The organism is Streptomyces sp. MAR4 CNX-425, from assembly GCF_048656465.1.
GTDB lineage: Bacteria > Actinomycetota > Actinomycetes > Streptomycetales > Streptomycetaceae > Streptomyces.
The window spans coordinates 160,500-187,302 of sequence record NZ_JBMDLF010000003.1 but is presented as its reverse complement, the minus strand read 5'-3'; the positions used below and the strand labels follow the sequence as shown (position 1 = coordinate 187,302).

Below are 26,803 nucleotides of genomic sequence, written 5' to 3'. Positions count from 1 at the left end.
GCGATACCTCCCTTCCTGCCGCATTCCAGTGTGCGCCGCCCGGGCGGCGCGCGGCAAGAAAGGGAGGTTCGCGATTGTTCCTACATGCCGGAGTACGAGTGCAGGCCGTCGACGAAGATGTTGACGCCGTAGTAGTTGAAGAGGAAGCACAGGAACGCGGCGATCGCCAGGTACGCCGCCTTGCGGCCCTTCCACCCGGCCGTGGCGCGCGCGTGCAGGTAACAGGCGTACGCGACCCACGTGATGAACGACCAGACCTCCTTGGGGTCCCAGCCCCAGTAGCGGCCCCAGGCGCTCTCCGCCCAGATGGCGCCCGCGACGATCGTGAACGTCCAGAACGGGAACACCGCCGCGTTCACCCGGTACGCGAACTTGTCCAGCGACGACGCCGCGGGCAGCCGGGCGAGCACCGACTGCGCGAACGAGCCGGGCTGCGGGCCGCTCGGGTCGGCGAGCTTCGCCTCGTAGCGGTCGCGGAAGAGGTAGAGGACCGTCGCGACCGCGCCGAGGTAGAACAGCGCCCCGCAGGCGATGGCGAGCGAGACGTGGATCCACAGCCAGTACGAGTCGAGCGCGGGCACCAGCTGGTCGCTGTCGGTGTAGAGCACCGACACCGCCAGGCCCAGGTCCAGCAGGACCGTGGTGATGAGCGGCAGGCCCATCCAGCGGACGTTCTTGCCGGCCACCAGGAAGCCGAGGTACGAGGCGACCGCGACCATCGAGAACGTCGTGGAGAACTCGTACATGTTGCCCCACGGCGCCCGCTCCACCGACAGGGCGCGCATCAGCACCCCGGCGGCGTGCAGCGCGAACGCCAGCACGGTGAGCGAGACCGCGACGCGGCCGTACACGTCGCCCTGCTCGTCGCCGCCCGCGGCGCCCGGCCCGTCGGGCACCTCCCGGCCGCCGCCGGGGGTGCGGGTGACGACCTTCGGCCGCTCCAGCACGGTGGTGCCGCCGCCGCGCCGCTTGACGGTCACGGTCACGGGGGCCGCGTCCCCGCCGGCCGCCTGCGCCGGGGTGAGCGCGGCGGAGGTGGTGGCCACCCGGCTACGGCTGCCGAAGACCCACTCCCCGACGTGTGCGAAGAAGGCGAGGGCGTAGACGGCCATCGCGGAGTAGATGAGGACGTTGCTGAGGTCCGCCAGGTTCTGGTTGGTCGCGGCAGCGAGGATCACGCGCGCGCTCCTTCATGGGGCTGGGCTCCGGGCCCTTCGGGTGCTTCTGACTCGGTCTGCTTCTCTTCGGACGTCGGCTGTTCGGACACGGGCTCTTCGGCCGCCGCCTCGTCGGGCGCCGCCTTCTCGGACGCCGCCTCGTCGGACGCCTGCTCTTCGGACGCCGGCTCTTCGGACGTGGCTTCGGACTCTACGGACTTCGCACCGCCCGCCGCGGACCCGCCCCCGCCCGCGCCGGACTCGTCCCCGGCACCGGCCCCGGACGTGTCGCCGTCCGCCGCCACCGGCGGCGCGCCGCCGGTCTGCAACTCCACCGCCAGGTCCGCCAGCTCCTCCGGCAGCCGCGCGCTCTCGCTGCGCCCCAGCCCGGCCAGCTCCACGACCGTACGGCCGTCAGCCCCCGCCGTCGCCCGCAGCCACACCCGCCGGCGCTGGATGAACAGCGACCCCGCGAGGCCGACGACCGCGAGCAGCGAACCGGCCAGCGCCCAGTAGTTGCCGGGCTGCTGGGAGATCTGGAAGCTCGCCCAGCGCTCCAGCCGCTCGAACTTCAGCGACCCCGCCCCGTTCGGCAGCTTGAACGTGTCGCCGGGCCGCAGCATCTTCTTCAGCGGCTCGCCGTTCTTCTGCTTGAACCGCTTCAGGTCCTCGGTGTCGAGCTGGTACACGTTCTGCGGAACGCCCGATTCCAGGCCGAGGTCGCCGCGGTAGGCGTTGAGGAACAGCGCCGGGAGTTGCGGCCCGGGGAACTGCGAGAACATGGCGCCCTGCCGGCCGAAGCCGCCGTAGGTCGGCGCGAAGATGCCCTGGAAGGCGATGTCCGACTTCTTGCCGTTCTCGTCCCGGTAGCTCGGGACCTTGATCGCGCCCGTGGAGGTGTGGTTGCCGTCCTGCGGCAGGAACGCCACCGGGCCGGTGAACGCCACGTTGCCCTGCCCGTCGCGGACCGTGACGACGGGCGCGTAGCCGTGGCCGATGAGGAAGATCTTGGTGTCGTCGATCTGGAGCGGGTGGTTGACCTCGACCCGCTCCTTGTGCCGCTCGCCGTCGGCGCCCTCCCACCAGGTCAGGTCGGCGTAGAACTCGCGCGCCGTGCCGCGCTGCGGCCCGCTCTTCTCGAACGTCGCCGTGAAGTCGTCCAGCGTGAAGCCGAAGGGATCGAGATCGGCGCCGAAGGCGGAGTCCTGGAAGTCGTCGTACTGCGTGAGGGTGTTGGCGAACCCGTCGCCCTCGACGATCAGCTTGCCGCCCTCGACGCGCAGGAGGTTGCCGGTCGCGAAGGCGACGAGGAGGACGAAGAGCGCGATGTGGAACAGCAGGTTCCCGGCCTCGCGCAGATAGCCCTTCTCCGCGGACACCGCACCGCCGCCGCCGGCGCCGGCCGGCGCCACGGAGTAGCGGAAGCGGCGCCGCCGGAAGACCCGCTCGGCGGCCTCGCGCACCTCCGCCTCACCGGCCTCGGTCTCCCACGTGGTGTGCGCGGGCAGCCGGGTCAGGTTGCGCGGAGCGCGCGGCGGGCGGGCGCGGAGCTGGCCGACGAACTGCCAGGTGCGCGGGATGATGCAGCCGGCCAGGGAGATGAACAGCAGGATGTAGATCGCCGAGAACCACACCGAGCTGTAGACGTCGAACAGCTGCAGCTTGTCGTAGATCGGCGCCAGGGTCTCGTGCCGCTCGCGGAACTGGGTGACGGCGATCTCGTTGACCGAGTTCTGCGGGATGAGCGACCCGGGCACGGAGCCCAGCGACAGCAGGAAGAGCAGGATCAGCGCCACCCGCATCGACGTCAGCTGCCGCCAGAACCAGCGGGCCCACGCCACCAGCTCCCGCCCGAACGAGCCGCCCTGCGGCCCCGGGCTCTGCGGCGCGTCGTCGACCGGCGCCGTGGACAACTGGGACGCGGCGGCCGTGAGCTCGCGCTCGTCGGTCGTGGTCATGGCTCAGACCTCCACCGTGAAGTTCGACGACCAGACCTGCATCTCGTTGATGATGTGGTCCCAGGCGCCCGTGAGCAGCAGGATGCCGGTCACGACGAGCATCCCGCCGCCGATTCGCATGACCCACACATAGTGCTTCTTGACCCAGGCGAACGCCCCGAGCGCCCGGCGGAAGGCGACGGCGGCGAGGATGAACGGCAGCCCGAGGCCCAGGCAGTACGCCACCGTCAGCAGGGCGCCGCGGCCGGCGCTGGCCTCGTTCGTGGACAGCGCGAGCACCGAGATCAGCGTCGGCCCGATGCACGGGGTCCAGCCGATGCCGAAGACCATCCCGAGCATCGGTGCCCCGGCCAGCCCCACGGACGGCCGCCGGTGCAGCCGGAACTCGCGCTGGGTGAACCCGCCGAGCGCGCCGCCCAGCACGCCCATGAACACCAGCCCGAGCACTATCGTCAGCCCCCCGACGACCTTGGAGATCGTCTCCCGGTGCGTCAGGAGGTTGTTGCCGACGCCGCCGAAGAACGCGCCGGTCGAGACGAAGACCGCGGTGAAGCCGAGGACGAAGAGCGTGGCGCCGGCGACCATCCGGCCGCGGCGGGCGTGCTCCAGGTCGGTGCCGCTGACCCCGGTGACGTAGCTGAGATAGCCCGGGACGAGCGGCAGCACGCAGGGGGAGAAGAACGACACCAGGCCGCCGAACACCGCGACCGGGAAGGCCAGCAGCAGGGCCCCGGTCAGCACGGTCTGGTTCGGCTCCACCATGGCGTTACGTCACTTCTCCTCGATGACCGGGTCGAGGGCCTTGCGCAGCTCCTCCTCGCCGAGCGGCTTGAGGGCCCGTACGGCGATCTTCCCCTCCCGGTCCAGGATCAGCGTGGAGGGGATCGCCTGCGGCGCGAGGGTGTTCTTGGGGAACTCCAGAATCAGCTTCCCCATCGGGTCGTACAGGCTCGGGTACTTGATGTTGTGCTCGCGGTCGAACGCCCGCGCGTTGGCGGGCTCAAGGTCGCGGGTGTTGATGCCGATGAACTGCACGCCGCGGTCGGCGGTGTCCTCGGCGACCTTGCGCAGGTGCGGCGCCTCGGAGATGCAGGGGGCGCACCAGGAGCCCCACACGTTGAGGACGACGACCTTGCCGCGGTAGTCGGCGAGCGCGAGCTGCTTGCCGTGGGTGGTCTCACCGGAGATGTCCGGGGCCGCGACGCGCTTGCTCGGCTTGACCACCGTGAGCTCGCCGGTGCCGCTGACGAACTGGGTATTGCCGCCGGACGACGTCGCGTCGTCCCCGCACCCGGTCAGCACCAGCGCGCCGGCGGCGACCGCGGCGGCGGCCGCGAGGGTCCGGCGATGGGGCCTCCTCGCAGAAATCATGTGAAAAGTTTCGCATGGGCCGGAGAGGGATCTTCCCCACCCCCCTTTAGCGCGCGCGGCGGCCTGCTGTCTACCGTCTGGCCTGCCCATCTGCACCGCGCGGGACCACGGCCGCGGGGGACCACGACCGCGCGGGATCATGGCCGCGCGGGACTACGGCCGTGCGGGACTACGGTCGCGGGGCCTGCGCGTTGGCGGCGGGCCCGCGGATGGCGCCGCGGCCGAACTTGCGCTGCGCCCCCGCGAGCAGGTGCGGCGGCACGAGGTCGCGGGCGGGCTCGCTGTAGCCGACGGACACGATGTCGTCGCCGTCGAAGGTGAACGTCGTCAGCGACGCCAGCGTGCACTGCCGCGACCGCGGGTCGTGCCACAGCCGCCGCCCCTCGGCGAAGCTGCGCAGCACCCAGATCGGCAGCTGGTGGCTGACGCAGACGGCCTCGTGCCCGCGGGCGGCCTCGCGCGCGGACTGCAGCGCGCCCGTCATCCGTACGACCTGCTCGACGTACGGCTCGCCCCAGGAGGGGCGGAAGGGGTTGGTGAAGTACTTCCAGTTCGCCGGCTTGCGCAGCGCGCCGTCCCCCACGCCGAACGCCTTGCCCTCGAAGACGTTGGCCGCCTCGATGAGCCGGTCGTCGGTCGCGACGTCCACGCCGTGCGCCTTCGCCACGGGCGCGGCGGTCTCCTGCGCGCGCTCCAGGGAGGAGGCGGCGACGTACCGGATGTCGCGGCCGGCGAGGTGCTCGGCGACCCGCTCGGCCATCCGCCGGCCCAGGTCGGAGAGGTGGAAGCCGGGGTTGCGGCCGTAGAGGACGCCGTCCGGGTTGTGGACCTCACCGTGGCGCAGCACGTGTACGACGGTGAGGATCTCTTCATCTTTACCGCGCATGCCAGCCATTGTGGTACGTCCTACTCCCGAGTTCCGGAGCCGCCCCCGGCACCGGCACCGGCACCGGCTTCGGCGGCGGCGCGGGCGGCGGCCGGCAGCGCGCCGGCGATCCGCTCGATCTCCGCGTCGCCGATCGCCGTGGAGACGAACCAGCACTCGAAGGCGGACGGCGGCAGGTACACCCCCGCGGCGAGCATCGCGTGGAAGAACGCGGTGAACTGCTCCGTACGCTGCGTCCGGGCGCCTTCGTAGTCGGTAACGGGAGAATCCGTGAAGAAGACGGAGAACATGTTGCCGGCCGTCTGCACCCGGTGCGCCACGCCCTCCTTGCCCAGCGCCTCCGCGACGAGCTGCCGGAGCTGCGCCGAGACGGCGTCCAGCTTCGCGTACGCCGCGTCGTCCAGCAGCCGCAGCTGCGCGAGCCCGGCGGCGGTGGCCACGGGGTTCCCGGAGAGCGTGCCCGCCTGGTACACGGGCCCGGCGGGCGCGAGCCGCCCCATCACGTCCGCCCGGCCGCCGAACGCGGCGGCCGGGAAGCCGCCGCCCATGACCTTGCCGAAGGTCATGAGGTCCGGGGTCACGCCGTCGACCCCGTACCAGCCGGCCCGGGAGGTGCGGAAGCCGGTCATCACCTCGTCGGACACGTACAGCGCGCCGTGCTCGGCGCACAGGTCCTTCAGCCCCTGGTTGAAGCCGGGCAGCGGCGGCACCGCGCCCATGTTCCCGGGCGACGCCTCGGTGATCACACAGGCGATCTCCCCGGGGTGCTCGTCGAACGCCGCGCGGACAGCTGCCAAATCGTTATACGGCAGTACGAGCGTCTCGCCGGCCTGCGCCCCGGTGACCCCCGGCGTGTCCGGCAGCCCCAGCGTGGCGACCCCGGACCCGGCCGCGGCGAGCAGCGCGTCGACATGCCCGTGGTAGCACCCGGCGAACTTCACGACCTTCGCCCGCCCGGTGAACCCGCGCGCCAGCCGGATCGCCGACATCGTCGCCTCGGTGCCCGACGACACGAGTCGTACCTGCTCAGCAGGGGTGACCCGGGCCACGATCTCCTCCGCGAGCGCCACCTCCCCGGCCCCCGGAGTCCCGAACGACGTCCCCCGCGCGACGGCCTCCTGCACCGCCGCGGTCACCTCGGGATGCGCGTGCCCGAGGATCATCGGACCCCAGGAGCACACGAGGTCGACGTAGCTGCGCCCGTCGGCGTCGGTCAGGTACGGACCCTTCCCCGACACCATGAACCGGGGCGTACCGCCCACGGCGCGGAAGGCGCGCACCGGAGAGTTCACGCCGCCCGGTGTCACGGCGGCCGCACGGTCGAAGAGCTTCTGCGAGACTGGAGCCTGGTACGGATAAGTCACGCAAGCCATGGTCTCAGAGTGGCAAGGCGACCCGCGCCGGGGTGTTTCGCGGGCCCGCTGCTGGGGATGTAGCTGAGACGATGATCGGGTTGCGCGGCGGGGGCAGTGCACCTCTGAAAGCAGTCGGGTGGAGATATGCATCGCGGTGGCGAACTGGGCGAGGGGACCGACGACCGAGGGCCCCGGCGCGCCAGGTCGGGACGCCATCGCCGGGTGGACCACGGCGGCGAGGGCGTGAACAGGAACGACAGCCGGTCCGGCGGCGTGACGTACAAGTACTTCGGCGCGCCCGACGGCGCGACAGCGGCCCGCGTACCCATCTCCATGCGCCCGGAAGAACTCGGCGGCGACGAGTTCGGCCAGGGCGGGCTCTTCGCCAAGGTGAAGCCCGAAACGATGTCCGCGATGGTCCTGACCGGCATCGAGGGCATACCGCTCCACAAGGTCCCGCCCCTGGAGCTCGTCGTCCTCCACCCCGACTACGCGGTGGTCCGCCTCCCCATGACGGTCGTCGACCCGCTCCGCGGCATCGGCGAGGAGGAGGTCGGCGCCGCCGCCTTCATCTGGTCCACGGTCCCCGACCGCGGCGGCCCCCGCGACGCCTTCGACGTCTACCGGATGCTCCACGAGTGGCAGGAGTTCGCCGACAGGCTGCACGAGGCGGGCCACCAGCCGTACTGCCTGGTGTGGCCCTGACCTGACGGCCTGGGTCGCAGGAGCAGCTTCACGGAGCTGCGGGGCATGTCATGAGTCCGGGCTGTTCAGAGCGGCAGTTCGTAGCCGCTGACCCAGGTCTGCATCTCGTAGATCATCCAGCTCCACAGGCCGGAGACCTGGGCGATGCCGACCGCCACCAGCAGCGCGCCGCCGAGGCGCAGCACCGCGGCGGTGTGCCGCCGGGCGAAGTCGAAGGCGCGCAGCGACTTGCCCAGGGCGAGGGTGAAGAGCAGGAACGGGATGCCGACGCCGACGGCGTACAGGAAGGCCAGGAAGGCGCCACGGCCGGCGGAGCCGGTGGTCAGGGACAGGGAGAGCACGGCGGCGAGGGTCGGGCCGATGCAGGGCGTCCAGCCGATGCCGAACATCACCCCCAGCACCGGCGCACCGGCCAGCCCGGCGCGCGGGGTGAACTGCGGTTTGACGGTCCGTGAGAGCAGCGGAAGGCGCTCCAGCACTCCCATGAAGATCAGGCCGAGGGCGATGGTGAGCACACCCAGGACACGGATGAGGGTGCCCTGGTGGGCCAGCAGCAGGGTGCTGAGCGAGCCGAAGAGAGCGCCGTAGGCGGTGAAGACGGCGGCGAAGCCGAGGATGAACAGGGCGGTGCCGAGCAGTGCCCGGGAGCGGACGGCGCTGCCGCGGGCGGTGTGGGCGTCGGCGGCGGTCATGCCGGTGGCGTACGAGAGATAGCCGGGGACCAGCGGCAGGCAGCAGGGCGAGGCGACGGTGATCGCGCCGGCGGCCAGCGCGATCGGGGCGGCCAGGAGCAGGGAGCCGGAGCCGACTATCTGGCTGACGTCCACGAGTAGCGCCTTTCGTTCGGTCGAGGGGCCGGTCGACAGACACGCTATCTCCTATGCAATTTAGGTCCGAAGTTGCATAGGTGATAAGGGGTGTCGAGTCCGTGGCCTGCGGAAAGGGGCCGCATGGGCGAGCCGCTGTTCGGCACGACGCTGCTGGCGTCGTTGCTCGGGGGGAAGGTGGCGCTGCTCGCGCCGTGCTGCATCTCGGTGATGCTGCCCGCGTACTTCGCCACCGGCTTCCGCTCCCGCGGCCGGGTAGCGCCGGGGGTGGCCGAGGGTGGCAGGTGACCGGGGGTCGGGGGTCGGGGTTTGGGGCGACGGCGCGGCTTGGGGCGGCGCCGGGGTGGGCGGGCGTGCGCGTGGGGGCCGGGTCGGGCTTGGGCCGCGCCAGGGGTGGCCGGGGCGGTCGGTGGCGCGGTGTCGGGGTGGGGGCGGCGGTGTCGGGGTGAACGGCCGTGCGTGCGGGGGCGCGGCGTCGGGGGAGGGCCTGCGTCGGGGGTGGCCGGGGCGGTTGGTGGGCCGGTGTCGGGGGTTGGGGCCGTGTCGGGGTGGGCGGGCGTGCGTACGGTGGTGCGGCGTCGGGGTGTTGGAGCATTTGTCCCCCGGGGCACTGCTGCCCGGTGTGTCAGGAGTGCGGGCGTCGGGCTTGGCCGGCGATGCGGCGGAGCTGGGCAGCGATCGGCCCTCGTAGCGCGTCTGCGTCGCAGGGCGCTCCACTGGCGCTGCCGCCCTGCGGCGATGCGCCTGCGGCTGCTCGCCGCCCCCGGGAGGGGACGCGCCGCGTGTCACAACCCGCGGTAACCCCCTCCCCGAACTCGGGCAAACCGCCCACCGAGGCCGAGTTTTGACCACCCACGAGACGTGTCCCACCGAGTGGTGTAGGTTCGTTCGACTCGCTGTGCCCCACGGACACCAAGCTGCCGGTCCGCGCGCCGAGTTCGTTCGAATTGGCCAGCGTCTCTACACCACTCGACGGGGCACCATCCACCCACGTGCGTGCGGGCGCCCGGTGCGCACGTGGCGGTGACGAACTAGCGGTAACCCACCCGCCAAACCGTCCCGAATCGCCCACCGGGGCCGAGTTTCGACCACCCACGTGCGCGCGGGCGCTCAGGGCGCACGTGGCGGTGACGAACCCGGGGCAACCCACCGTCGAAACCGGACCAAATCGCCCACGGGGGGCCGAGTTTCGCCCGCCGACGTGCACCCGGCGGGCACCTGGCCGCGCCGGGCCCCGTGCGGACCCCGGAGGGCGGTGCGGGCGAGTGCCGCGGGGCAGGGTGCGGGCCCCGGGCAGCGGCGCGTTCCCTCCCGGGGGCGGCGAGCAGCCGCAGGCGCATCGCCGCCGGGCGGCAGCGCCAGTGGGGCGCCCTGCGGTGCGGACGCGATACGAGGGCCGATCGCCGCCAGTTCCGTGCCCATCGCCGACCAGGCCCCGGCGCCCCGCACTCCTGACACGCCGGGCAGTGGGGCCCGGGGGGACAAATGCTCCAACCCCCCGACGCCGCGACCCACACGCACGGTCGCCCACCCCGCTGCCGCCCCGTCCCCCCGGCGTCGGGCCACCCGTCGACCTGCCGGTCCCCGGCACGGGCCCCTCCCGGCGCGGGCCTTCGCGCGCGGCCGCCCAGCCCGCCGCCGCCCCGTCCCCCCGGCGCCGGGCCACCCGTCGACCTGCCCGTCCCCGACGCGGGCCTCGCCCGGCGCGGGCCTTCGCGCGTGGCCTCCCACCCCGCCGCCGCCGCGTCCCCCGGCGCCGGGCCTCCCGCCGGCCTGCCCGTCTCCGACGCGGGCCTCGCCCGGCGCGGGCCTTCGCGCGTGGCCGCCCACGCCGACGCCGCCCCGTTCCCCGGCGCCGGGCCACCCGTCGACCTGCCCGTCCCCGACGCGGGCCTCGCCCGGCGCGGGCCTTCGCGCGTGGCCGCCCACGCCGACGCCGCCCCGTTCCCCGGCGCCGGGCCACCCGCCGGCCTGCCCGTCCCCGACGCCGCCCTCTCCCGGCGCGGGCCCTCGCGCGCGGCCGCCCACCCCGACACCGCCCCCTCCCCCCAACGCCGAGCCATCCACCGGCCCCGGCCGCCCCCGCCGTACCGGGTGCTCGGCCTGCCGGTCACCCTCCCGGTGCTGCTCACCCTCGGCCTCGCGGTCGCCGTGCTGTACGTGGAGTCCGCCCAATTCATCCCGGCCCTGGACTCGTACTGCCTGGCCATCCACGTCTCCGCCGCGGTCGTCTCCGGTGGCCTCTTCCACGCCGCCGCCGTGGCCTCCGTGCTCTACCTCGTCCGCGACCGGCAGGAACGGGCAGCCGGGAGCGGGAAGCGGCCGCCGCGGGCGGCGGTCCTGTGGCGGCGGCTGCCCACCGCGGCCGCCCTGGACGAGTTGGTCCACCAGCTGACCGCGCTGGTCTTCCCGCTGTGGACCTTCGCCGTCGTCGCCGGCGCCCTCTGGGCCGGGGCCGCCTGGGGCCGCTACTGGGCTGGGACCCCAAGGAGACCTGGGCGTTCATCACCTGGGTCGCCTACGCCGCCTATCTGCACGCCCGCGCCGCCGCCGGCTGGAAGGGACGCAAGGCCGCCGTCCTCGGCCTGATCGCCTTCGCCGCATTCGTCTTCAGCTACTACGGCGTCAACATCCTGATCACGGGACTGCACTCCTACGCGGGCGTCTGACCCGCGCACCGCCGCCCGCCGCACGGGCGGGCCGGCGGCGGGGTCACGGGATCTCGCCCTTGAGCAGGACGGGGATGTCCTTCGCGTAGTCCTTCGCGGTCGCCTCCGCCCCGCTGTAGAGCACGTGCGCCTTGTCGTCCACGGGTGAGAAGGCCAGGACCGACTTGCCGTGGGTGGCGGTGACCTCGCCGTCCGCGTCGACCTCGGGCGGTGCCATGCCCACGCCCACGGTGCGGGCGGCGGCCTCGACCTTCTTGTACGGCCCGTGCAGCCCGATGAAGTCGGGACTCCCGGCGCTGCGCAGCCACTTGCCCAGTTCCCCGGGGGTGTCCCGCCGGGGGTCGGTGCTGACGAACACGAACCGCACTTGCTCCCGCTCCGCCTTCGACAGTCCCTGGTAGGCGATGGCCATGTTGCTCACCGTCAGCGGGCAGGCGTCCGGGCAGTGCGTGTAGCCGAAGTACACCAGCGTCAGCTTGCCCTTGGTCTCTTCGCGCAGGTCGAACTTCTCGCCGCGGGTGTCGGTGAGCACCAGCTCCGGCTTGTCGAACGGCGTGTCCAGCGCCGTCGCCGCCTTTGTCGGCTCCTGGTCGGCGTCGACGCTGACCAGCGGCTTCTCCTCGGACTCGGTACTGCCGGTGCCGCAGGCGGTGAAGGTGAGCATGGCGGTCGCGGTAAGCGCGGCGGCGAGGACGGCAGGTCTCCGCATGGTCGACAACCCCCTGAGTGAAGCGGTGGAGTGGAGCTGAGAAACTAAGCCTCTTAGGTTTAGGGTGGGAGTCTACGCCGTGGCCCAGCGGCCGCCGCGGTGGGCCTCCGCGTGCGTTCCGCGCAGCTGGACAGCGCCGCCCGGGGCCGGGAGCAGCACGGTGGGAGAGGGTCGGGAACGTGCGGACACGGGCAGCGAGGACACCGGTGATGACGGTGGTCCGTGAGGGGCGCGACCGGCATCGGTGGGCCGGGCCGCTCGCCGCGGCCGGGCTGGTTGCCGGGGTGCTCGTGGCCGTCCTCGGCCTGCCGCCGCTGGACCTGCACGGCCCTCTGCACTACGCGGGCGTGATGGGCCCGCTGTGTGGCGGCACGCGCGGCGTGCACGCGCTGCTCCGCGGCGACCTCGCCGCCGCTTGGGCGTACAACCCGGTCGTCTACCTGCTGGTTCCGGGCGCCGCCCTGGCGCTGGCCCGGGCGGTGGTGGGGCGGACGAGCGGGGGCTGGGTCAACCTGCGCGTCCACCGCGGTCGGCCGCTGCTCGTCGCCGGGCTGTGCGCGCTCGTCGCCCTCGTGGTCAACCAGCAGGCGCACGCCGAGCTGTTGCGTACCAGCGCGGACAGCGGCCGGGCGACCGGGCTGCTGCTGTACGCGGCGGCGGCCGCCACGGGCGTCGCGTACACCGTGGTGCTGGTGTGGCGACGGAGACGAGCGGCCGGCCGCGCCGCGCACGGCGCGGTCGGCCGTACACCGCGCTGAGGGACGCCTCGCAGGCTCGTCGGAGACCGCGCAGCCCGTCCCTCCCCGCCGGAGGCGAGCGCGGCGCTTCCCGCCGGGCGGCCGGTCTCACGGCGGCGCGTCGCGGTCGGCGAGCATGCCGGCCATCAGCTTCATCTCGGACCGCTGGCCGCGGGCCATGCCCTTGGCGAGGTTCCTGATCTGCTGGTCGTCTGCCAGCTCGACGGCTCCCTCGGCCATGTCGACGCCGGCGCGGTGGTGTGCGGTGAGCAGCTGGAGGTAGAGCACTTCGGCAGCCCTGCCCTCGGCCTGGCGCAGCTGCTCGACCCGGGTGTCCGTGGCCATGCCGGGCATCAGCGAGCCATCGCGCGGCTCGTACGGCTCGTGCCCCATCCATGCCATCGGCGCCTCGCCGGAGGTGGCCGGCAGGCCCCAGGAATCGAGCAGGCCGAGGAGCATGCCGCGCTGGTTGGCCTGGGTGTTGATGACGTCGTACGCCAGGCGCCGCACCTCCTCGTCGTCGGTGCCGTCGCGGACGAGGAAGGACAGTTCGACCGCCTGCTGGTGGTGCACCGCCATGTCCCGGGCGAAGCCCGCGTCCGCCGATGCCGCGGACGGCGCCGCCTCCGCCTCCGGCCACTGGGCGACGGCCAGCAGGGCGAGCACCGCCAGCAGCGACGCGGCCAGGCCCGACGCGCCGAAGACCCACCGGCGTCGTGGCGCGGACGCGGACTCGTCGGCCACGGCGACCCGGGTCCCGGCGGTCACGGCATCGTCCCGCCGGAGCAGGTGGCGCCCTTCTCCGGGGTCTGCTCGCCCTGCACGTACGTGTCCAGGAACTGCCGCACCCGCTTGTCCGACGCCTTGTCCACGCTCAGTTGTACGCCCCACGCGGTCAGGGCGATCGGCGACTTCTGGTCCGGGTAGGGGCTCACGAAGGAGTACGGCGTGCTCTTCACGGTGTCCTTGAGCTTCTCGACGTCCCCCTTGGCGGCCTTGTCGTTGTAGGTGATCCAGACCGCGCCGTGCTCCAGGGAGTGCACGGCGTTCTCGTCGTTGATCTCCTCGTCGTAGACCTGGGCGTCGCAGGTGGCCCAGGTCTGGCTGTGCTCGCCGCCGGCGGCCGGGCTCATCGGGTAGTCGACCTCGCCCTCCACATGGTCCTGGCTCAGGTCGTCCCAGGTCTTGGCGCCCTTGACCGGGGCCGCCTTCGCCTCGTCCCGGGCCTGCTGCTCGTCCTCCGCCGCACGCCACAGCAAGACCCCGCCTCCGGCGGTGGCCAGGACCACGACGGCCACGGTCACCAGGGTGAGGATCCGGTTGCGGCGCTCGCGCGCCTGCTCCGCCTTGCGCATCTCCGCTATCCGGGCACGGCGCTCGGCCGCCTGCGCCTTTGCGTTCTTGCTTCCCATCGGGGTGTCCTTCTCTTCGCCCACGGCGTCTTCCCGCAGGGGCGCTGCTCAGGGATCGGGTGTCAACGGGTCGGCCGGGCCCGCCGAAGGCGGCGGCCCGAGCCCGTCTACACCAGCAGGCGCTGGAGTCGATGCAGGTCCGGAGGGTCTGGAGCGGCGGGAGCGGGCGGCGGGGGCATGGGCGGATGCGGTGTCGCCGCCGGGGCCCGCCCGGGGCCGGGGGCGGCCGTCAGGGGCGGATCGACGCGGTGCGCGGTGCCGGGCATGACGGTGACGGCCGTACGCTCGCAGTGCCGTACGCCGCCGCCGTCGGGGCGGCACTCATCGCACACCGCCCAGGTGACGGTGTGGCCGTCCGCAGCGGCCGGGACCGCCGTGGCCGCCGCGGTCGGCAGGACGTGGCGCTCAGTCTTCACGACGGAGCCGGACGCTGCCGCCGTACCCGCTCCGCACAGCAGGGCGACGGCGGCCACGGCCGCCAGCACCGCGCCGGTCAGCAGCAGGGACGGGCCCCGGGCGATCCGCCGGAAGACCGCGGTGGAGCCGGCTGGGGCGGTCAGCGCCATCGGGTGAGCCCGAACAGCACCGGCACGAGGCCGCCGAACTGCCCGTACCGGTGGTGCGGATCGAAGGGCGGCACGGTGATGCCCGGCAGCCCGCCGATGAGACCCCCGGCGGGCAGACCCGGCCCCGGGGTGAGGGCAGCCTGCATGGCGATCCGGTCCCGGCGGTGCGCCGCCGGGGAGGTCCCGGGCCCTGCGTCCGTGAACATGCCACTCACTCCGTATACCTAAGCTGCATAGGTGATGGCGTCGAACCTACCAGACGGCAACCAGGGGGGAGTGGAAGGAGCACGGATCGGGATCTGGCGCCGCTGACGGGGCGCTGCGCCGGCACCGGTCGGTGGTTACCTGCGTCGCGCGGCCAGCCGCGGATGCCGCGACCAGCGGCCCCCGCGCCGTCCGAGCCCGCCGCCGCAGCGCCCAAGCCACGAGGGCGGGAGCGAAACCGTCAGGCCGAGGGCTGCGCGGCAGCGGCCGACTGATCGAGCAGCGGGCAGGCGCTCATCTCCGCCGACGCCACCGCCGGCTGGGCGGCCAGTACCAGCGGCAGCGCCAGCAGCACGCCGGCCACCAACGTCCCGCCCCCGGCGACAGCCCAGTGCAGCGGCCGTGGGGCGGCAAGCAGCCGCCGCACTCGTGGACCCACCTGACCGCCGGAGGCCGCCAGCGCGGCCGGCGGCGCGGCCGCGGGCGCCCCGGTGCCGGCCAGGTCGAGCAGCGCGCCGGCGAGGGCCAGCGAGTCGGCCCGGGAGCAGGCAGCGTCGTCGGCCGCCAGCTCCACCAGCCGCCGGGTGTGCTCCGCCGCGAGGCGGAAGAGCGCGACCTTCGGGAAGGCGCGCTCCATCGCGTCCGCGTAGGCCAGCGCCAGGTGGTGACGCTGGCGGATGTGGGCCCTCTCATGCGCGATCACGGCGTCCAGCGCGGACGGCGACAGGGCGGCCAGCGCGGCCGACGTCAGCACGATCCGGTGTCCCGCCCCCGGCAGGCAGTACACGGCGGGACGCGCGTGATCCAGCACCGTCACCCCCAGATCGGCCCGGTACCCGCCGACCACCGCCAGCACCTCCGCATGCCTGCTGCGCTCCCGACGTGCCCGTACCAGGCCGACGACCAGGAAGCCGCCGACCCGCAGGACCACGAACAGGGCGAACACCAGACCACCGGCCGCGGCCGCGGCCCCGCCCGGCGTGGCGTACTGCTCCCGCAGCATCATCACGCAGGCGTGCAGCAGCTCCGCCACGTTGCCGCTGACCGGCACCGACGGCACCACCAGCGCCACCCCGGCCAACGCGACCGACGCCACCACCGCCGCGGTCAACGCCTGCCAGGCCAGGATCGCCAGCCGCGGCGCACGCGCCGACCACGACGCCCGGGCCAGCAGCGGGCCGACCAGGGCAAGGGTGGCCGCGTAGCCGACCAGCAGCAGGGCGACCCTCATGCCCGGCCCCCTACTTCTTCTGCCGCGCGGCGAGGGCGGCGCGCAGCTCCGCCGCCTCGGACGCATCCAGTTCGTCGAAGAGCCGTACCAGCGTGGCCGTACGGTCGGCGCCGGTGGCCCAGACCTGGTCGATCAGCGAGGCGGCGTACTCCTCACGGCTGGATGTCGCCGCATAGCGGAACGCGCGTCCGTCCTTGGCCCGGGACAGCCAGCCCTTGCGATGCAGAATCTCCATCACGGTCTGCACCGTGTTGTAGGCCAGGTCCTTCTCCCGGCGCGAGTCACGGTTCAGCTCCGCCAGCACCTCACGCACCGTCGGCGGCGCGTCCGCGGTCCACACCTCGTCCATGATCGCCTGTTCGAGCTCGCCGAACCCGCGCATCCCGGCCTCCCTGCCGTAAAACCTAAGCGCCATCGTACGTCGTCGAGCACATGGGGATCCGGGTTCGTGCCCCATCGACCAGAGCGGCGCATCGCGCCTGGACAAGAGGGGTGTGGCAGGGGCGGACTCAGGCAGTAGGCTTCGCCGTTTCGCGGCCGAGGTACGTGACCGGGCCCGGGGCGGGGACGTCTATCTCGTGGAACCCCAGCCGGTCGTAGAAGGCTCTCGCCGCGCTGTTGGCCGTGACCATCGCCAGGTGGACGGCGGGGACCCCGCGCTCGGACAGCGCGCGCAGGAAGGTGTGCATCAACGTGCGGCCATGACCGCGGCGTTGCCAGTCGGGCAGCAGGTCGATGTGCAGGTGGGCCGGGTAGTCGGCGAGTTCGGGAAGGATCATGCGCTCCGGCGTGTGCAGCAGCTCCGCGATCCCCTCGTCCGGTGTGCGCGGCTCGCCGCCGGGCCGCGGGTAGCGGTCGGCGACCAGCGGCAGCCAGATCGAGCGGAAGCGCTCCACGAAGGCGAGCGTGTCGGCGGTGCCGAGAACGTATCCGACGGCCTGCCCCCGGCCGTCGTCCAGTACAAAGGCGAGGTCCGGTTCGAGGTGGACGTAGGGGCCGGCGAAGGTGACGGGGAAGACGCCCGGGTCGGCATAGAGGGGGCGGGTGTCGCCGCCTTCGTGACCGGTGCGGATGCAGATGTCCTCAAGGGCGGCCTGATCACCGGGACGGTACGGGCGTACGGCGGGGGGCATGGTCATCGCACCATGATCCTCGTTTGGGAGCGTTCCCACCAGCTTCCGGCGACCAGGTTCTGCGGGACCGGCCGCGGCGCGATCACACCGCCCCGGAGGTACGCCCGGCCGTCAGCCGATCCCGGCTCCGCGCACGCGCGCTGGACCGCCGCGCAGGCGGCCTACCGCCGCCGGGCCTGCTCGACGAGGCCGGTCTCGTAGGCGATCACGACGAGCTGCGCGCGGTCGTGCGCTTGCAGCTTGTTGAACAGACGGCTGACGTGGGTCTTGACGGTGGCCACGCTGATGTTGAGCTGCGCGCTGATGTCGGTGTTCGAGTGTCCCGCGGCCACGTGGACGAGGACCTCTCTCTCGCGCTCCGTGAGCGGGTCGAGCAGCGTGGGCGAGACGCCGGAGTCGAGGGCGGGGCGGTTGACGAAGTCACGGATGAGACGCCGGGTCACGCTCGGCGCGAGGAGCGCGTCGCCGGCGGCGACGGTGCGGATTCCGGCGAGCAGCTGCTCGGGCGGGGTGTCCTTGAGGAGGAAGCCGCTGGCGCCGGCCTTGAGGGCGGCGAACACGTACTCGTCGAGGTCGAAGGTGGTGAGGATGACGATCCGGATGGCCGCGGTGGCCGGGTCGCCGAGCAGCTGCCGGGTGGCCTCGATGCCGTCCATGTCGGGCATCCGTACGTCCATCAGGATGACGTCGGGCAGGTGCCGGCGGCCGGCTGCCACGGTGTCGCGGCCGGTGCTGGTCTCGGCGACGACCTCCATCTCCGGCGCGGCGTTCACGAGCACGCAGAAGCCGGCCCGTACGAGGATGTGGTCGTCGGCCACGACCACCCGAATCGTCATCGCCGGCCTCCGGATGCGGACGTCGGTAGGGCACCGCAGGTAGTCACCGTACAAGGCCCTGCGTGCCGGTCCGCGCACGATCGGTGCGTCCCCCGGCGGCACGACGGCGAGCGGCCCTCGGGTCACGGTCGCACCCGCGCGTACATCCAGGACTGTATGCCGGCGGTCCCTACCTTCCTGGCGTGACGCCCGCGCCAGACCCCAGCCTGACGACACCGGGCCGTCCGCGGAGGCAGGCTTTGAGCTGCGGGAAGGTCCGCGGGACAGGGATGGGCGGACCGTACGGCGCGGCGAGGCGCCGAGTCCCCGACCTACGTCACGAAAGCAGAGCTGTGCTCCCTTTGGACAACCGGCGACACCGGCTCCCGGGCGGAAACCGATGAGCGGGATCGCGCGATGGTGCTTCCGGCACCGGTTCCTCGTCATCGGCGGGTGGTTGTTGCTCCTCGCGGTCCTGCTGGGCGGCATGCGCGCCGCGGGCGGCGCCGCCTTCACGGAGGAGTACGGCCTGCCCGGTACCGAGTCGAGCAAGGCCGCGGAGCTGATGTCGGCACAGTTCGAGCGCACCTCGGGCGATACGAGCACCCTCGTGCTGCACGCGACCGGCGGCGAGGTGACCGACCCGGCGGTCCGGGCCGACGTGCACAAGACGCTGGCCCGGGTGGCCGGAGTGCCCCAGGTCGGTGCCGTAACAGGCCCGTTCGGCCCGGACGGGGCGGCGCAGGTCAGCGACGACCGCAGGACCGCCTACGCGACGGTCACCTTCACCGAGCAGAGGCAGAGCCTGGACACCGAGAACATCCAGCGGGTCGTGGACCTGGGCGCGGAGCTGCGCAGCGACGCCCTGCGGGTGGAGTTCGGAGGGGCGGTGATCGGGGAGCTGGAGAGCCCTTCGACGTCGAGCAGCGAACTGATCGGCCTCCTGGCCGCGGCGATCGTCATGCTGTACGCGTTCGGGTCCCTGGTGGCGATGGCCGTCCCGATCATCGCCGCGGTCCTCGCTCTGGGCGGCGCGATTCTCTCCATCGACCTCCTCACCCAGGTGATGAGCGTCCCCAGCACCGCCCCGATCATCGCCGCGTTCATCGGCCTCGGCGTCGGCATCGACTACGCGCTGTTCATCGTCGCCCGCTACCGCAGCGGCCTCCGCGCCGGGCTCGACCCGCAGGAAGCGACCGTGGCGGCCATGAACACCTCCGGCCGGGCCGTCCTCTTCGCCGGCGGCACGGTCGCGGTCGCGATGCTCGGCCTGCTCATGCTCGGCTTCAGCATCCTGTCCGGGATCGGACTGTCGGCGGCGATCATGGTGGCGTTCGCCGTCGCGGTCGCCGTGACCCTGCTGCCCGCCCTGTTCGCGGTGCTCGGCACGCGGGTGCTCAGCCGCCGCCAACGCGCCCGGCTCACGCGCGAAGGGCCGGCCGAGACCGGGGTCTCCAGCAAGTGGGCCCGCTGGGCCGGATTCGTGCAGAAGCGGCCGGTGCCGCTGACGATCATGGCGACCGTGCTCATGGTGGCGCTGGTGATCCCGTTCTTCTCGATGCGGCTGGGGTCCTCCGACGCCGGCAACAACCCGGCGGACACCACCACACGCCGGGCCTACGACCTGCTCGCCGACGGCTTCGGCCCCGGACACAACGGCCCGCTGCTGCTCGTGGCGGAGGTCCCGTCCCCGCGGGCCGGGACCGCCTTCACCCAGCTGGGACAGGAGATCGAGACCGTTCCGGGGGTGGCGTCCGTCCAGATCCCCCCGGCCACGCCCGACGCGACGGCGCGGACCATGCGGGTCGTCCCCACGGCATCCCCGCAGTCGGAACAGACGTCGGACCTCATCGACACGCTCCGCGACCGCGTGATCCCCGATCACGAGGAGGACGGACTCACCGTCCACGTCGGCGGGCAGACCGCCGTGCACAAGGACTTCGCGTCCGAACTGAGCGGCAAGATGCCGCTCTTCGTCTCCGTCGTCGTCCTCCTGGGATGCCTGCTGCTGATGCTCGCGTTCCGCAGCGTGCTCATCCCGCTCACCGCGGCGGTGATGAACCTCCTCTCGGCCGGCGCCGGTTTCGGCATCGTGGTCGCGGTCTTCCAGTGGGGCTGGGGCTCGTCCGCCCTGGGCGCGGGCCCGGCCGGGCCCGTGGAGTCGTTCCTGCCGCCCATGATGCTGGCCGTCCTGTTCGGCCTGTCGATGGACTACGAGGTGTTCCTGGTCAGCCGCATCCACGAGGAATGGCTCCACACCGGCGACAACGACCTCGCCGTCCGCCGCGGCCAGGCCGCCACCGGGCAGATCATCACGGCTGTCGCGCTCATCATGATCTGCGTGTTCACGGCCTTCGTGTTCGTCGGCATGCGCATCATCGCCGAGTTCGGGCTCGGCCTGGCCGTCGCCATCCTGCTCGACGCCCTGGTGGTGCGCACGATCCTCGTACCGGCGGCCATGCAGCTGTTCGGGAAGCGGAACTGGTATCTGCCCAGGGCGATCGACCGAATCCTGCCCCACGTCTCCGTCGAGGGACCTGTCGATACGCCCACCCGCGGCGAACGGGACCCCCACGCGCCCCCGGCCGACGACCGGACTCCGGTCCTCACCGACAAGCGCGGCGCCTGATGTTCTCCGTCGCGCTTCCGGCCGCGGGCCTGCGCTGCCGCGCCGTGCGACGCGCGCACGCCACGGCACGCATCGAAAGTGACACTCCCGCTTCGGCGGCCCGCACGACTTCGGATACGCCACCAGGGTGTGCGGGCGACGGGTGCCCTGGGCGGCGAAAAGAGAACCAAGGGGTGATGAGGGCGTGGCGATCTCACTGTCCGTGGTGCTGTTGACGGGGATCATCCTGATCGTGCTGATACGCGGCGGCTCGGTCAAGGCGGGGCCCGCGATCGTCGCGGTGCTCTTCGGTTTCCTGCTGGCGTCCACGGGCTCGGGACCCGACATACAGAACTTCCTCGACGACATGGCCGAGAGCATCAGCGCGCTCGGCACCTGACGGCCGACGGGCGGGGCGGCCGCACGTTCCCGGCCTGCTCCCGCCCGTCCTGTCACGACGGTGCCCGGACCGGGCAGGGCCGCGCCGACGCCGACCCCGCCCACCGGCACACCCGGGGCGGGCTCAGGTGGTGTCGCGGCTGGGGTCGCGGGGGCTGGATTCGCCCGTACGCAGCAGTGCCTGGACCCGGAAGCCGTCACGGTGAGGGCCGGCGCGCAGGTAGCCGTCGAACAGGGCCGCTCGCTCGCGCATGCCGACCAGCCCGTGACCGGCCGCGGCGGCGGGCTCGGCGGCGGGCTCGGCGGCGGACCGGGATACGGGGTCCTTCCGGCGGTGCGGCTCGGAGGGGCCGCCGTCGGTGACCTCGATGAGCACCTCATCGGTGCGGTACTCGATGCGGAGCGTGGCCCGGGTCGGCCCGGCGTGGCGTACGACGTTCGTGAGGGCCTCCTGGACGATGCGATACGCCGACAGGTCCACCGCGGCGGGGAGCGGGCGGGCCGTACCCCGGATGTCGAGGCGCAGGTCGACGTCGGCGCTGCGGATCTGCTCGGTCAGCGCTGCCGTGTCGGCGAGCCCGGGCGTGGGGGTGAGCGCGGGGTCGGCCGCGTGCTCGTGGCGCAGCACCTCCACGAGCAGCCGCATCTCGTGGAGGGCCTGGCGGGTGGTGGTCTCGACGATGGCGAGGGTCTCCTTCACCTGGGCCGGATCGCTGTCCATGACCACGCGCGCGACACCGGCGCGTACCGCGATGAGGCTCATCGAGTGCGCGACGATGTCGTGCAGTTCGCGGGCGATGACCAGGCGCTCGTCGACGGCGGCCTGGCGGACGCGGGCGGCCTGCCGGCGTTCGCGCTCGGCCTCTCGCTCGGCAGCGGCGACGATCCTGTTCCGGCGCTCCCGGGCGGCGAGGCCGGCGAACCAGCCGACGCAGACGATCGCGACGTTGGCGACGAGCACGGCCAGCCAGCCCGAGGAGACCCGCCCGATACCGACCCCGGCGGCCATCAGCAGACCGGCGATACCGGGGGGAACCCACCAGAACGCGTACTCCGCCGTCTCCGCGACGGTGTAGGCGGTGACGGCGACGCAGACCGACACCTGCGGTGCGCCGCCGAGCGCGGCGACCAGGAAGGCGCAGAGCGACGCCACGGCGAACGACACGCGCGGCCAGAGCCGACGGGCAGCGACGGCGAGAGCGGCGAGGACGATGCCCGCGGTCCGCAGCGCGGCCTCGACGCCGGCGGCGCGGTGGGTGCCGCTGCGGGCGTCGGCCCACAGCAGACCGACGCACAGCAGGACGGCGAGCGCGACGTCGAGGAGGACCAGGGGGTGAGGCCGCCTGGTGAGAAACCGCTGAACCTGCCGCGCTGGAGCCGTGCCGGACACGCCCTCAGGCTACGCACGAGGAGCCGGCCGGTACGTCAGGTCACGGTCGGGTTCACCGCGTGCATCGCCGGCTGTACGCGGGCGGGCCGTACATCTCTGGTTGCATTGCCGCCGCGACGGCCATGCTCACAGCAGGGACGACCGAAGAGGGACGCATCCGCGCGCACATCAGTGAAGGACGGACTCTGGCGTGACTCCATCGTCCACGTCATCCTCGACCGCGAGGGGAAAAGACGGAACGGCCAAGCACGGTCCACCGCCTGATCACCGAAGGGTGCACACGTGTCGGACGACGCAGAGCGCAGGTCCGCCCCGATCGACCAGAGCGTGCCCCACTCGGCGCGCATGTGGGACTACTGGCTCGGCGGGAAGAACCACTACGCGGCCGACCGGGCGGCCGGCGACGCCGTCAAGGAACTCTTCCCCGGGATCGTCGTCGACGCCCGCCAGCAGCGGGCGTTCCTGCGCCGCGCCGTGCGCTTCCTGGTACGGGAGGCGGGCGTCCGGCAGTTCCTCGACCTGGGGAGCGGGCTGCCGACCAACGACAACACCCACGAGGTCGCCCAGCGCGTCGACCCGGCCTGCCGGATCGTCTACGTCGACAACGACCCCATCGTCCTGGCCCACGCCCAGGGCCTGCTGACCTCCGCCGCCGCGGGGGCGTGCGCGTACCTCGACGGCGACGTGCGCGACATCGGCCGCGTCCTTGGGCAGGCGGCGCAGACCCTGGACTTCACCGAGCCGGTGGGCGTGATGATGCTCGGCATCTTCGGCAACATCCCGGACGACGACCGCGTACGCGACATCCGGGCGGCGGTGCTGGAGGCGGTCTGCCCCGGCTCGTACCTGGTGGTCAGCGACGGCGACACCACCGACCCGGCGCGGCTGCACGCGGTCGAGGAGTTCAACCGGGACAACCCCGGCCGCGAGTACACCAACCGCGACGTCGAGCAGATCGCCGCGTACTTCGACGGGCTGGAGCTGGTCGAGCCGGGCGTGGTGTCGACCCCGCTGTGGCGGCCGGACCCGGCGGCGGCCGGGGCGCCGGAGAAGGCGGCGATCCACTGCGGCGTCGCCCGCAAGCCGTAGCGCGCCACAGTTCGCCGGGTCCGGTCGCGTACCGGCGCGGGTTCCGCTCGGCGGGTTCAGTGGAGGCAGAGGCAGAACGGGTGGCCGGCCGGGTCCGCGTAGACGCGCCAGTTGGCCTCCGGGTGGATCTGGTCCGTGCGCTCCAGCACCGTCGCGCCGAGGGCGAGCGCCCGCTTCTCCTCTCCTTCGAGGTCGTCCACGTCGAAGTCGAGGTGGAGCTGCTGCGGGTGGTCCTGGCCGGGCCATTCGGGGGGCCGGTAGCCGTCGACCCGCTGGCATGCGATCGGGGTTCCCTCGAAGCCCTGGACCTCGATCCAGTCGAGGTCACCCTCGTCCGCGACCACCCGGCCGCCGAGCAGGTCCGCGTAGAACTCCGCGAGCCGTACCGGATCCGCGCAGTCCAGCGCGACCGCCTGCAGCTTTCGAATCACTTCCGGCGCTCCTTGTTCTCCCGCCGCTTCCGCGGCTGCCCTGCACTTCGTTCAGCGTTCCACAGTGCACGGTACGGGCGCGGGCGTCGATCCCCGGGGGCGCGGCCGGGTGGGGCCTGCGGCGGTGGTGTTACGCCGCCGCTCTGCGCGGCGGCGCCTTCATCGGGGAGCCGGTGCGGGGGGACTGCGCGTGCCGGGTCGGGTTGGGGCGGCCGCGGCGGCCGCGGCGTCCTGCCGTGTTCTTGGGCTTGACGGGGGTCGCGGCGGCGGCGGTGGGGGTGGGGGTGACGGGGACGCCGGAGGGCGTGCGGGCGCCGGTGATGCGGGCGAGTTCCGCGCTGCCGGGCTGGACGCGGGTGGTGTGCGCGGTGATGCCGGCGGCGGTGGTCAGGCGGCTCATCTCGCGGCGCTGGTCGGGCAGGACGAGGGTCACGACGCTGCCGGACCCGCCGGCGCGGGCGGTGCGGCCGCCGCGGTGGAGGTAGTCCTTGTAGTCGGCCGGCGGATCGACGTTGACGACGAGGTCGAGGTCGTCGATGTGGATGCCGCGGGCGGCGACGTTGGTGGCGACGAGCGCGGTGATGTCTCCGCGCTTGAACCGTTCGAGGGTGCGGGTGCGCTGGGACTGGGACTTGTCCCCGTGCAGGGCGGCGGCCCGTATTCCGTTGGCGAGCAGGTGCCGGGCCAGCCGGTCGGCGCCGCGCTTGGTGTGCAGGAACAGCAGCACCCGGCCGTCGCGGGCGGCGATGTGGGTGACGGCCGTCCGCTTGTCGCCGTCGGCCACGTGCAGCACGTGGTGCTCCATCGTCGTCACGGTCGCGGCCGGCGGGTCGACCGAGTGGACGACCGGGTCGGTGAGGAAGTCCCGTACCAGCCGGTCGATGTTGCGGTCGAGCGTCGCCGAGAACAGCATCCGCTGCCCGTCCGCGGGCACCTGCCGCAGCAGGGCGGTGACCTGGGGCAGGAAGCCCATGTCGGCCATCTGGTCGGCCTCGTCCAGCACGGTGACGCGTACCTCGTCGAGGCGGCAGTCGCGGCGGTCGATGAGGTCCCGCAGCCGTCCCGGGGTGGCCACGACGACGTCGGCGCCGTCGCGCAGCGCGGCGGCCTGCCGCGCCGGGGAGGTGCCGCCGACCACGGTGGCCAGCCGCAGGTGCGCCGCCCGGGCGTAGGGGGTGAGGGCCTCGGTGACCTGCTGGGCCAGCTCGCGGGTGGGCACCAGGACAAGCGCCAGCGGGTGCCGGGGTGCGGCGCGCCGGCCGGCGGTACGGGCCAGCAGGGCCAGGCCGAAGGCGAGGGTCTTGCCCGAGCCGGTGCGGCCGCGGCCGAGGACGTCCCGCCCGGCCAGGGAGTCGGGAAGGGTGGCCGCCTGGATGGGGAACGGCACGGTCACACCCTGGTGGCGCAGCGCCGTCAGCAGTGCGGACGGCATGTCCAGGTCGGCGAACGACGCAGCCGGGGGCAGCGCGGGGGCCGGCCGGTGCGCGGTCCGGCCGCGCGAACGGTGGCGGGCCGGGCCGTCGGGGGCCCGGCGGTTGGTGCGGTTCACGGGAACCTCCTCGTCACGGCGCGTGCCGAGGAGGCTCCGGCGGCGACGGGCCGCGCGGAGGCCGCAGGAACGGGCCGGGGAATGGGCGAACGGCGGCGCGGGGCGCGGAGCGCTCCGGCCGCGGGGCACGGGCCCGCGCGGTGCAGCCGCGCGGGCCCGTGCTCGTGACTTGCGCCACGTCCTCGGATCAGGGGTCAGACGATGGTGATGTTCTCCGCCTGCAGACCCTTCTGGCCCTGGGTGGCGTCGAACTCCACCCGCTGACCCTCGGTCAGCTCGCGGTACCCCTGAGCGTTGATGTTGGAGTGGTGGGCGAAGACGTCGGCGCCGCCGTCGTCCTGGGCGATGAACCCGAAGCCCTTTTCGCTGTTGAACCACTTTACAGTGCCGGTGGCCATGTCTTTCTCCTTCTGCTGGCTGTGCCGGAGATCCGCACGGTGCGCGATCCCGCGTCGCCGCGGTGATTACCCGATCCGGAAAAACACCGAAAAACAGAAATGCGCCTGAAGGTCAATGCCAGCAGGCGCACACAAAGTACATGGGAACCACAACTGCAACTTCACCCAGCGTAGCACGGGTGGCTCCCGGCCACGGTGACGCGGACGGCGGCGAGCCGGAACCCGGGGCTCCGGGGGCGTACGGGTGTCCGGATCCCCGGGCAGGTCGCGGGCCCCCTTCCGGCGTCCGGCGGTCTCCCCGGGCCCTTTGCCACCGGCGTGGAATACGCGTCCGAATGGGGGAGCGGCCCGTCGTGCCCCTCCCGCGTGATGCCGTTGGCGGTCCGCCGAAGAAAAATTCCGGCGCCCGGCCGACGGCCCGCCGACCCGGCTGCTGCGCGGTCCGCTCCGCACCTCCGCCCCCGGGTGTCAGCGGGGTGTCGCCGGCCGGAAGGGGAAACGGACGGCCTCGCGCGGGCCGGGCGGCCGGGCTCCGCCCGTACCGGCCGGTCCGGGGATAACGGGGCGTTATCTCCCCGACGTTATGGTGCTAAACGACCCTATAGAGTTCAGCATTTTGCTGCCAGCGTGGGCTGCTTGGAACTTCGACGCCACGTGGTTTTTCCCACTCGACGTGTGACGCAAAGGACGTGAGAGGCACATGAGGTTACGTTCCCGCGCGCCGGCCGCCGCGGCGGCGGCCGCCCTCGCCGCGCTGGCCGCCTTCGCGGCGGCCCGCGCCACCGGAGCCGCCGACGGCCCGGCGGTCGCCACCGCCGCCGAGGCGGAGCCGGCCTACGCCGTGGAGGACTTCGCGTACCCGTACGCCGACGAGATCCAGGCCGAGAAGGGCATCCTGCTCAAGCGCGGCAACGGGCACATCACGCTCGCGGACTGCGGTCCGGCCGGGCTGATGGAGGTGTGGGCGCGCGCCCGCGACCGGGTCTGCTTCGAGGTCACCGGCGCCGAGGGGTATCTGAGCCTGGAGCTGCCGGCGGTGTACGCCATCAAGGGCAGCGACGACGAGTCCGCCACGGCCGACATGACCGTGGACGGCGAGGAGAAGTCCTTCGACATCCCCGCCGGCACCTGGACGCCGGTCGGGGAGAGCACCGATCCCGAGGGCCGCGAGCACATGCTCGTCGAGCTCACCACGTCCCGCTGA

At 73.0% G+C, this 26,803-nt stretch carries 27 protein-coding genes and 1 pseudogene; 8 read left to right on the top strand and 20 right to left on the bottom strand.

The annotated features are described in order from the left end of the window. Nucleotides 1-80: 80 nt before the first annotated feature. From ccsB (ACHZ99_RS10520) to hemL, 6 genes are all read right to left on the bottom strand, one after another. Nucleotides 81-1,178 carry a c-type cytochrome biogenesis protein CcsB gene (ccsB, locus tag ACHZ99_RS10520; protein ID WP_420304196.1) on the bottom strand — a complete coding sequence of 366 codons (1,098 nt, stop codon included), beginning with the start codon at nucleotides 1,176-1,178 and terminating at the stop codon, nucleotides 81-83. After that, on the bottom strand, nucleotides 1,175-3,115 hold the full coding sequence (gene resB, locus ACHZ99_RS10515; protein WP_420304195.1) for a cytochrome c biogenesis protein ResB: 1,941 nt from the start codon (nucleotides 3,113-3,115) through the stop codon (nucleotides 1,175-1,177). The genes ccsB (ACHZ99_RS10520) and resB overlap by 4 nt, the downstream gene beginning before the upstream one ends. Nucleotides 3,116-3,118: 3 nt before the next feature. Further along, nucleotides 3,119-3,877, bottom strand: coding sequence for a cytochrome c biogenesis CcdA family protein (locus ACHZ99_RS10510; protein WP_420304194.1), 759 nt, complete (start codon nucleotides 3,875-3,877; stop codon nucleotides 3,119-3,121). 9 nt (nucleotides 3,878-3,886) lie between these two features. Next, nucleotides 3,887-4,486 (bottom strand): TlpA family protein disulfide reductase, encoded by a 600-nt coding sequence (locus ACHZ99_RS10505; protein ID WP_420304193.1) that lies wholly within the window; start codon nucleotides 4,484-4,486, stop codon nucleotides 3,887-3,889. A 169-nt stretch (nucleotides 4,487-4,655) separates the two neighbouring features. Beyond that, nucleotides 4,656-5,372: a histidine phosphatase family protein gene (locus tag ACHZ99_RS10500; RefSeq protein WP_420304192.1), complete on the bottom strand. Its 717-nt coding sequence runs from the start codon at nucleotides 5,370-5,372 to the stop codon at nucleotides 4,656-4,658. Nucleotides 5,373-5,392: 20 nt separating this feature from the next. Further along, nucleotides 5,393-6,745 (bottom strand): glutamate-1-semialdehyde 2,1-aminomutase, encoded by a 1,353-nt coding sequence (hemL, locus tag ACHZ99_RS10495; protein WP_420304191.1) that lies wholly within the window; start codon nucleotides 6,743-6,745, stop codon nucleotides 5,393-5,395. Between the two features lie 126 nt (nucleotides 6,746-6,871). Between hemL and ACHZ99_RS10490 the strand changes: the two genes are divergently transcribed. Next, nucleotides 6,872-7,432 (top strand): hypothetical protein, encoded by a 561-nt coding sequence (locus ACHZ99_RS10490; RefSeq protein WP_420304190.1) that lies wholly within the window; start codon nucleotides 6,872-6,874, stop codon nucleotides 7,430-7,432. Nucleotides 7,433-7,497: 65 nt separating this feature from the next. On the opposite strand, the gene ACHZ99_RS10485 is transcribed toward ACHZ99_RS10490, so the two are convergent. Then, complete coding sequence (locus ACHZ99_RS10485) at nucleotides 7,498-8,259, bottom strand: cytochrome c biogenesis CcdA family protein (protein WP_420304189.1); 762 nt, start codon at nucleotides 8,257-8,259, stop codon at nucleotides 7,498-7,500. Between the two features lie 123 nt (nucleotides 8,260-8,382). Between ACHZ99_RS10485 and ACHZ99_RS10480 the strand changes: the two genes are divergently transcribed. Beyond that, nucleotides 8,383-8,547: a hypothetical protein gene (locus ACHZ99_RS10480; RefSeq protein ID WP_420304188.1), complete on the top strand. Its 165-nt coding sequence runs from the start codon at nucleotides 8,383-8,385 to the stop codon at nucleotides 8,545-8,547. A gap of 1,803 nt (nucleotides 8,548-10,350) precedes the next feature. Continuing rightward, nucleotides 10,351-10,928, top strand: a pseudogene (ccsB, locus tag ACHZ99_RS10475) (c-type cytochrome biogenesis protein CcsB); the annotation flags it as partial. 43 nt (nucleotides 10,929-10,971) lie between these two features. Here ccsB (ACHZ99_RS10475) and ACHZ99_RS10470 read toward each other — a convergent pair. After that, a complete protein-coding gene (locus ACHZ99_RS10470; RefSeq protein ID WP_420304187.1) occupies nucleotides 10,972-11,637 on the bottom strand; it encodes an SCO family protein in 666 nt (221 codons plus the stop codon). A 209-nt stretch (nucleotides 11,638-11,846) separates the two neighbouring features. Between ACHZ99_RS10470 and ACHZ99_RS10465 the strand changes: the two genes are divergently transcribed. Continuing rightward, nucleotides 11,847-12,395, top strand: a complete 549-nt coding sequence (locus ACHZ99_RS10465; RefSeq protein WP_420304186.1) for a DUF2752 domain-containing protein — start codon at nucleotides 11,847-11,849, stop codon at nucleotides 12,393-12,395. 87 nt (nucleotides 12,396-12,482) lie between these two features. On the opposite strand, the gene ACHZ99_RS10460 is transcribed toward ACHZ99_RS10465, so the two are convergent. From ACHZ99_RS10460 to ACHZ99_RS10425, 8 genes are all read right to left on the bottom strand, one after another. Next, nucleotides 12,483-13,142 carry a DUF305 domain-containing protein gene (locus ACHZ99_RS10460; protein ID WP_420304185.1) on the bottom strand — a complete coding sequence of 220 codons (660 nt, stop codon included), beginning with the start codon at nucleotides 13,140-13,142 and terminating at the stop codon, nucleotides 12,483-12,485. After that, on the bottom strand, nucleotides 13,139-13,786 hold the full coding sequence (locus ACHZ99_RS10455) for a DUF3105 domain-containing protein (RefSeq protein WP_420304184.1): 648 nt from the start codon (nucleotides 13,784-13,786) through the stop codon (nucleotides 13,139-13,141). The genes ACHZ99_RS10460 and ACHZ99_RS10455 overlap by 4 nt, the downstream gene beginning before the upstream one ends. A 107-nt stretch (nucleotides 13,787-13,893) precedes the next feature. After that, nucleotides 13,894-14,352, bottom strand: coding sequence for a hypothetical protein (locus tag ACHZ99_RS10450; protein WP_420304183.1), 459 nt, complete (start codon nucleotides 14,350-14,352; stop codon nucleotides 13,894-13,896). Continuing rightward, the gene (locus ACHZ99_RS10445) at nucleotides 14,343-14,558 is read right to left on the bottom strand and encodes a hypothetical protein (protein WP_420304182.1); all 216 of its coding nucleotides are present in this window, start codon (nucleotides 14,556-14,558) and stop codon (nucleotides 14,343-14,345) included. Before ACHZ99_RS10445 ends, ACHZ99_RS10450 begins: the two co-directional genes overlap by 10 nt. 239 nt (nucleotides 14,559-14,797) lie before the next feature. Next, nucleotides 14,798-15,787, bottom strand: coding sequence for a M56 family metallopeptidase (locus ACHZ99_RS10440; protein ID WP_420304181.1), 990 nt, complete (start codon nucleotides 15,785-15,787; stop codon nucleotides 14,798-14,800). A gap of 10 nt (nucleotides 15,788-15,797) precedes the next feature. Then, nucleotides 15,798-16,169, bottom strand: a complete 372-nt coding sequence (locus ACHZ99_RS10435; protein WP_420304180.1) for a BlaI/MecI/CopY family transcriptional regulator — start codon at nucleotides 16,167-16,169, stop codon at nucleotides 15,798-15,800. A 127-nt stretch (nucleotides 16,170-16,296) separates the two neighbouring features. Beyond that, on the bottom strand, nucleotides 16,297-16,926 hold the full coding sequence (locus ACHZ99_RS10430; RefSeq protein ID WP_420304179.1) for a GNAT family N-acetyltransferase: 630 nt from the start codon (nucleotides 16,924-16,926) through the stop codon (nucleotides 16,297-16,299). 155 nt (nucleotides 16,927-17,081) lie between these two features. Beyond that, nucleotides 17,082-17,756: a response regulator gene (locus ACHZ99_RS10425; RefSeq protein ID WP_420304178.1), complete on the bottom strand. Its 675-nt coding sequence runs from the start codon at nucleotides 17,754-17,756 to the stop codon at nucleotides 17,082-17,084. Nucleotides 17,757-18,135: 379 nt separating this feature from the next. Between ACHZ99_RS10425 and ACHZ99_RS10420 the strand changes: the two genes are divergently transcribed. Beyond that, nucleotides 18,136-20,364, top strand: coding sequence for an MMPL family transporter (locus ACHZ99_RS10420; protein ID WP_420304177.1), 2,229 nt, complete (start codon nucleotides 18,136-18,138; stop codon nucleotides 20,362-20,364). Nucleotides 20,365-20,548: 184 nt separating this feature from the next. Beyond that, nucleotides 20,549-20,743, top strand: coding sequence for a hypothetical protein (locus ACHZ99_RS10415; protein ID WP_420304176.1), 195 nt, complete (start codon nucleotides 20,549-20,551; stop codon nucleotides 20,741-20,743). Nucleotides 20,744-20,866: 123 nt separating this feature from the next. Here ACHZ99_RS10415 and ACHZ99_RS10410 read toward each other — a convergent pair whose 3' ends face one another. Beyond that, complete coding sequence (locus ACHZ99_RS10410) at nucleotides 20,867-22,132, bottom strand: sensor histidine kinase (RefSeq protein WP_420304175.1); 1,266 nt, start codon at nucleotides 22,130-22,132, stop codon at nucleotides 20,867-20,869. A 282-nt stretch (nucleotides 22,133-22,414) separates the two neighbouring features. Between ACHZ99_RS10410 and ACHZ99_RS10405 the strand changes: the two genes are divergently transcribed. Then, nucleotides 22,415-23,221 (top strand): SAM-dependent methyltransferase, encoded by an 807-nt coding sequence (locus ACHZ99_RS10405; RefSeq protein ID WP_420304174.1) that lies wholly within the window; start codon nucleotides 22,415-22,417, stop codon nucleotides 23,219-23,221. A gap of 56 nt (nucleotides 23,222-23,277) precedes the next feature. Here the strand turns inward: ACHZ99_RS10405 and ACHZ99_RS10400 are convergent, their stop codons facing one another. The 3 genes from ACHZ99_RS10400 to ACHZ99_RS10390 form a co-directional block, all read right to left on the bottom strand. Then, a complete protein-coding gene (locus tag ACHZ99_RS10400) occupies nucleotides 23,278-23,652 on the bottom strand; it encodes a VOC family protein (RefSeq protein ID WP_420304173.1) in 375 nt (124 codons plus the stop codon). Nucleotides 23,653-23,782: 130 nt separating this feature from the next. Beyond that, nucleotides 23,783-25,201: a DEAD/DEAH box helicase gene (locus ACHZ99_RS10395; RefSeq protein ID WP_420304172.1), complete on the bottom strand. Its 1,419-nt coding sequence runs from the start codon at nucleotides 25,199-25,201 to the stop codon at nucleotides 23,783-23,785. Between the two features lie 194 nt (nucleotides 25,202-25,395). Then, nucleotides 25,396-25,599, bottom strand: coding sequence for a cold-shock protein (locus ACHZ99_RS10390; RefSeq protein ID WP_420304171.1), 204 nt, complete (start codon nucleotides 25,597-25,599; stop codon nucleotides 25,396-25,398). A gap of 700 nt (nucleotides 25,600-26,299) precedes the next feature. On the opposite strand from ACHZ99_RS10390, the gene ACHZ99_RS10385 reads away from it, so the two are divergent. Then, entirely contained in the window at nucleotides 26,300-26,803 is a 504-nt protein-coding gene (locus ACHZ99_RS10385) for a hypothetical protein (RefSeq protein ID WP_420304170.1), read from the top strand.

Excerpts from the sequence above, each read along its gene's own strand:
- resB (WP_420304195.1), bottom strand. The coding sequence starts at position 3,115 with ATGACCACGACCGACGAGCGCGAGCTCACGGCCGCCGCGTCCCAGTTG.
- ACHZ99_RS10510 (WP_420304194.1), bottom strand. The coding sequence starts at position 3,877 with ATGGTGGAGCCGAACCAGACCGTGCTGACCGGGGCCCTGCTGCTGGCC.
- ACHZ99_RS10505 (WP_420304193.1), bottom strand. The coding sequence starts at position 4,486 with ATGATTTCTGCGAGGAGGCCCCATCGCCGGACCCTCGCGGCCGCCGCC.
- ACHZ99_RS10500 (WP_420304192.1), bottom strand. The coding sequence starts at position 5,372 with ATGCGCGGTAAAGATGAAGAGATCCTCACCGTCGTACACGTGCTGCGC.
- hemL (WP_420304191.1), bottom strand. The coding sequence starts at position 6,745 with ATGGCTTGCGTGACTTATCCGTACCAGGCTCCAGTCTCGCAGAAGCTC.
- ACHZ99_RS10490 (WP_420304190.1), top strand. The coding sequence starts at position 6,872 with ATGCATCGCGGTGGCGAACTGGGCGAGGGGACCGACGACCGAGGGCCC.
- ACHZ99_RS10480 (WP_420304188.1), top strand. The coding sequence starts at position 8,383 with ATGGGCGAGCCGCTGTTCGGCACGACGCTGCTGGCGTCGTTGCTCGGG.
- ACHZ99_RS10470 (WP_420304187.1), bottom strand. The coding sequence starts at position 11,637 with ATGCGGAGACCTGCCGTCCTCGCCGCCGCGCTTACCGCGACCGCCATG.
- ACHZ99_RS10465 (WP_420304186.1), top strand. The coding sequence starts at position 11,847 with ATGACGGTGGTCCGTGAGGGGCGCGACCGGCATCGGTGGGCCGGGCCG.
- ACHZ99_RS10455 (WP_420304184.1), bottom strand. The coding sequence starts at position 13,786 with ATGGGAAGCAAGAACGCAAAGGCGCAGGCGGCCGAGCGCCGTGCCCGG.
- ACHZ99_RS10450 (WP_420304183.1), bottom strand. The coding sequence starts at position 14,352 with ATGGCGCTGACCGCCCCAGCCGGCTCCACCGCGGTCTTCCGGCGGATC.
- ACHZ99_RS10445 (WP_420304182.1), bottom strand. The coding sequence starts at position 14,558 with ATGTTCACGGACGCAGGGCCCGGGACCTCCCCGGCGGCGCACCGCCGG.
- ACHZ99_RS10440 (WP_420304181.1), bottom strand. The coding sequence starts at position 15,787 with ATGAGGGTCGCCCTGCTGCTGGTCGGCTACGCGGCCACCCTTGCCCTG.
- ACHZ99_RS10435 (WP_420304180.1), bottom strand. The coding sequence starts at position 16,169 with ATGCGCGGGTTCGGCGAGCTCGAACAGGCGATCATGGACGAGGTGTGG.
- ACHZ99_RS10430 (WP_420304179.1), bottom strand. The coding sequence starts at position 16,926 with ATGACCATGCCCCCCGCCGTACGCCCGTACCGTCCCGGTGATCAGGCC.
- ACHZ99_RS10425 (WP_420304178.1), bottom strand. The coding sequence starts at position 17,756 with ATGACGATTCGGGTGGTCGTGGCCGACGACCACATCCTCGTACGGGCC.
- ACHZ99_RS10420 (WP_420304177.1), top strand. The coding sequence starts at position 18,136 with ATGAGCGGGATCGCGCGATGGTGCTTCCGGCACCGGTTCCTCGTCATC.
- ACHZ99_RS10390 (WP_420304171.1), bottom strand. The coding sequence starts at position 25,599 with ATGGCCACCGGCACTGTAAAGTGGTTCAACAGCGAAAAGGGCTTCGGG.
- ACHZ99_RS10385 (WP_420304170.1), top strand. The coding sequence starts at position 26,300 with ATGAGGTTACGTTCCCGCGCGCCGGCCGCCGCGGCGGCGGCCGCCCTC.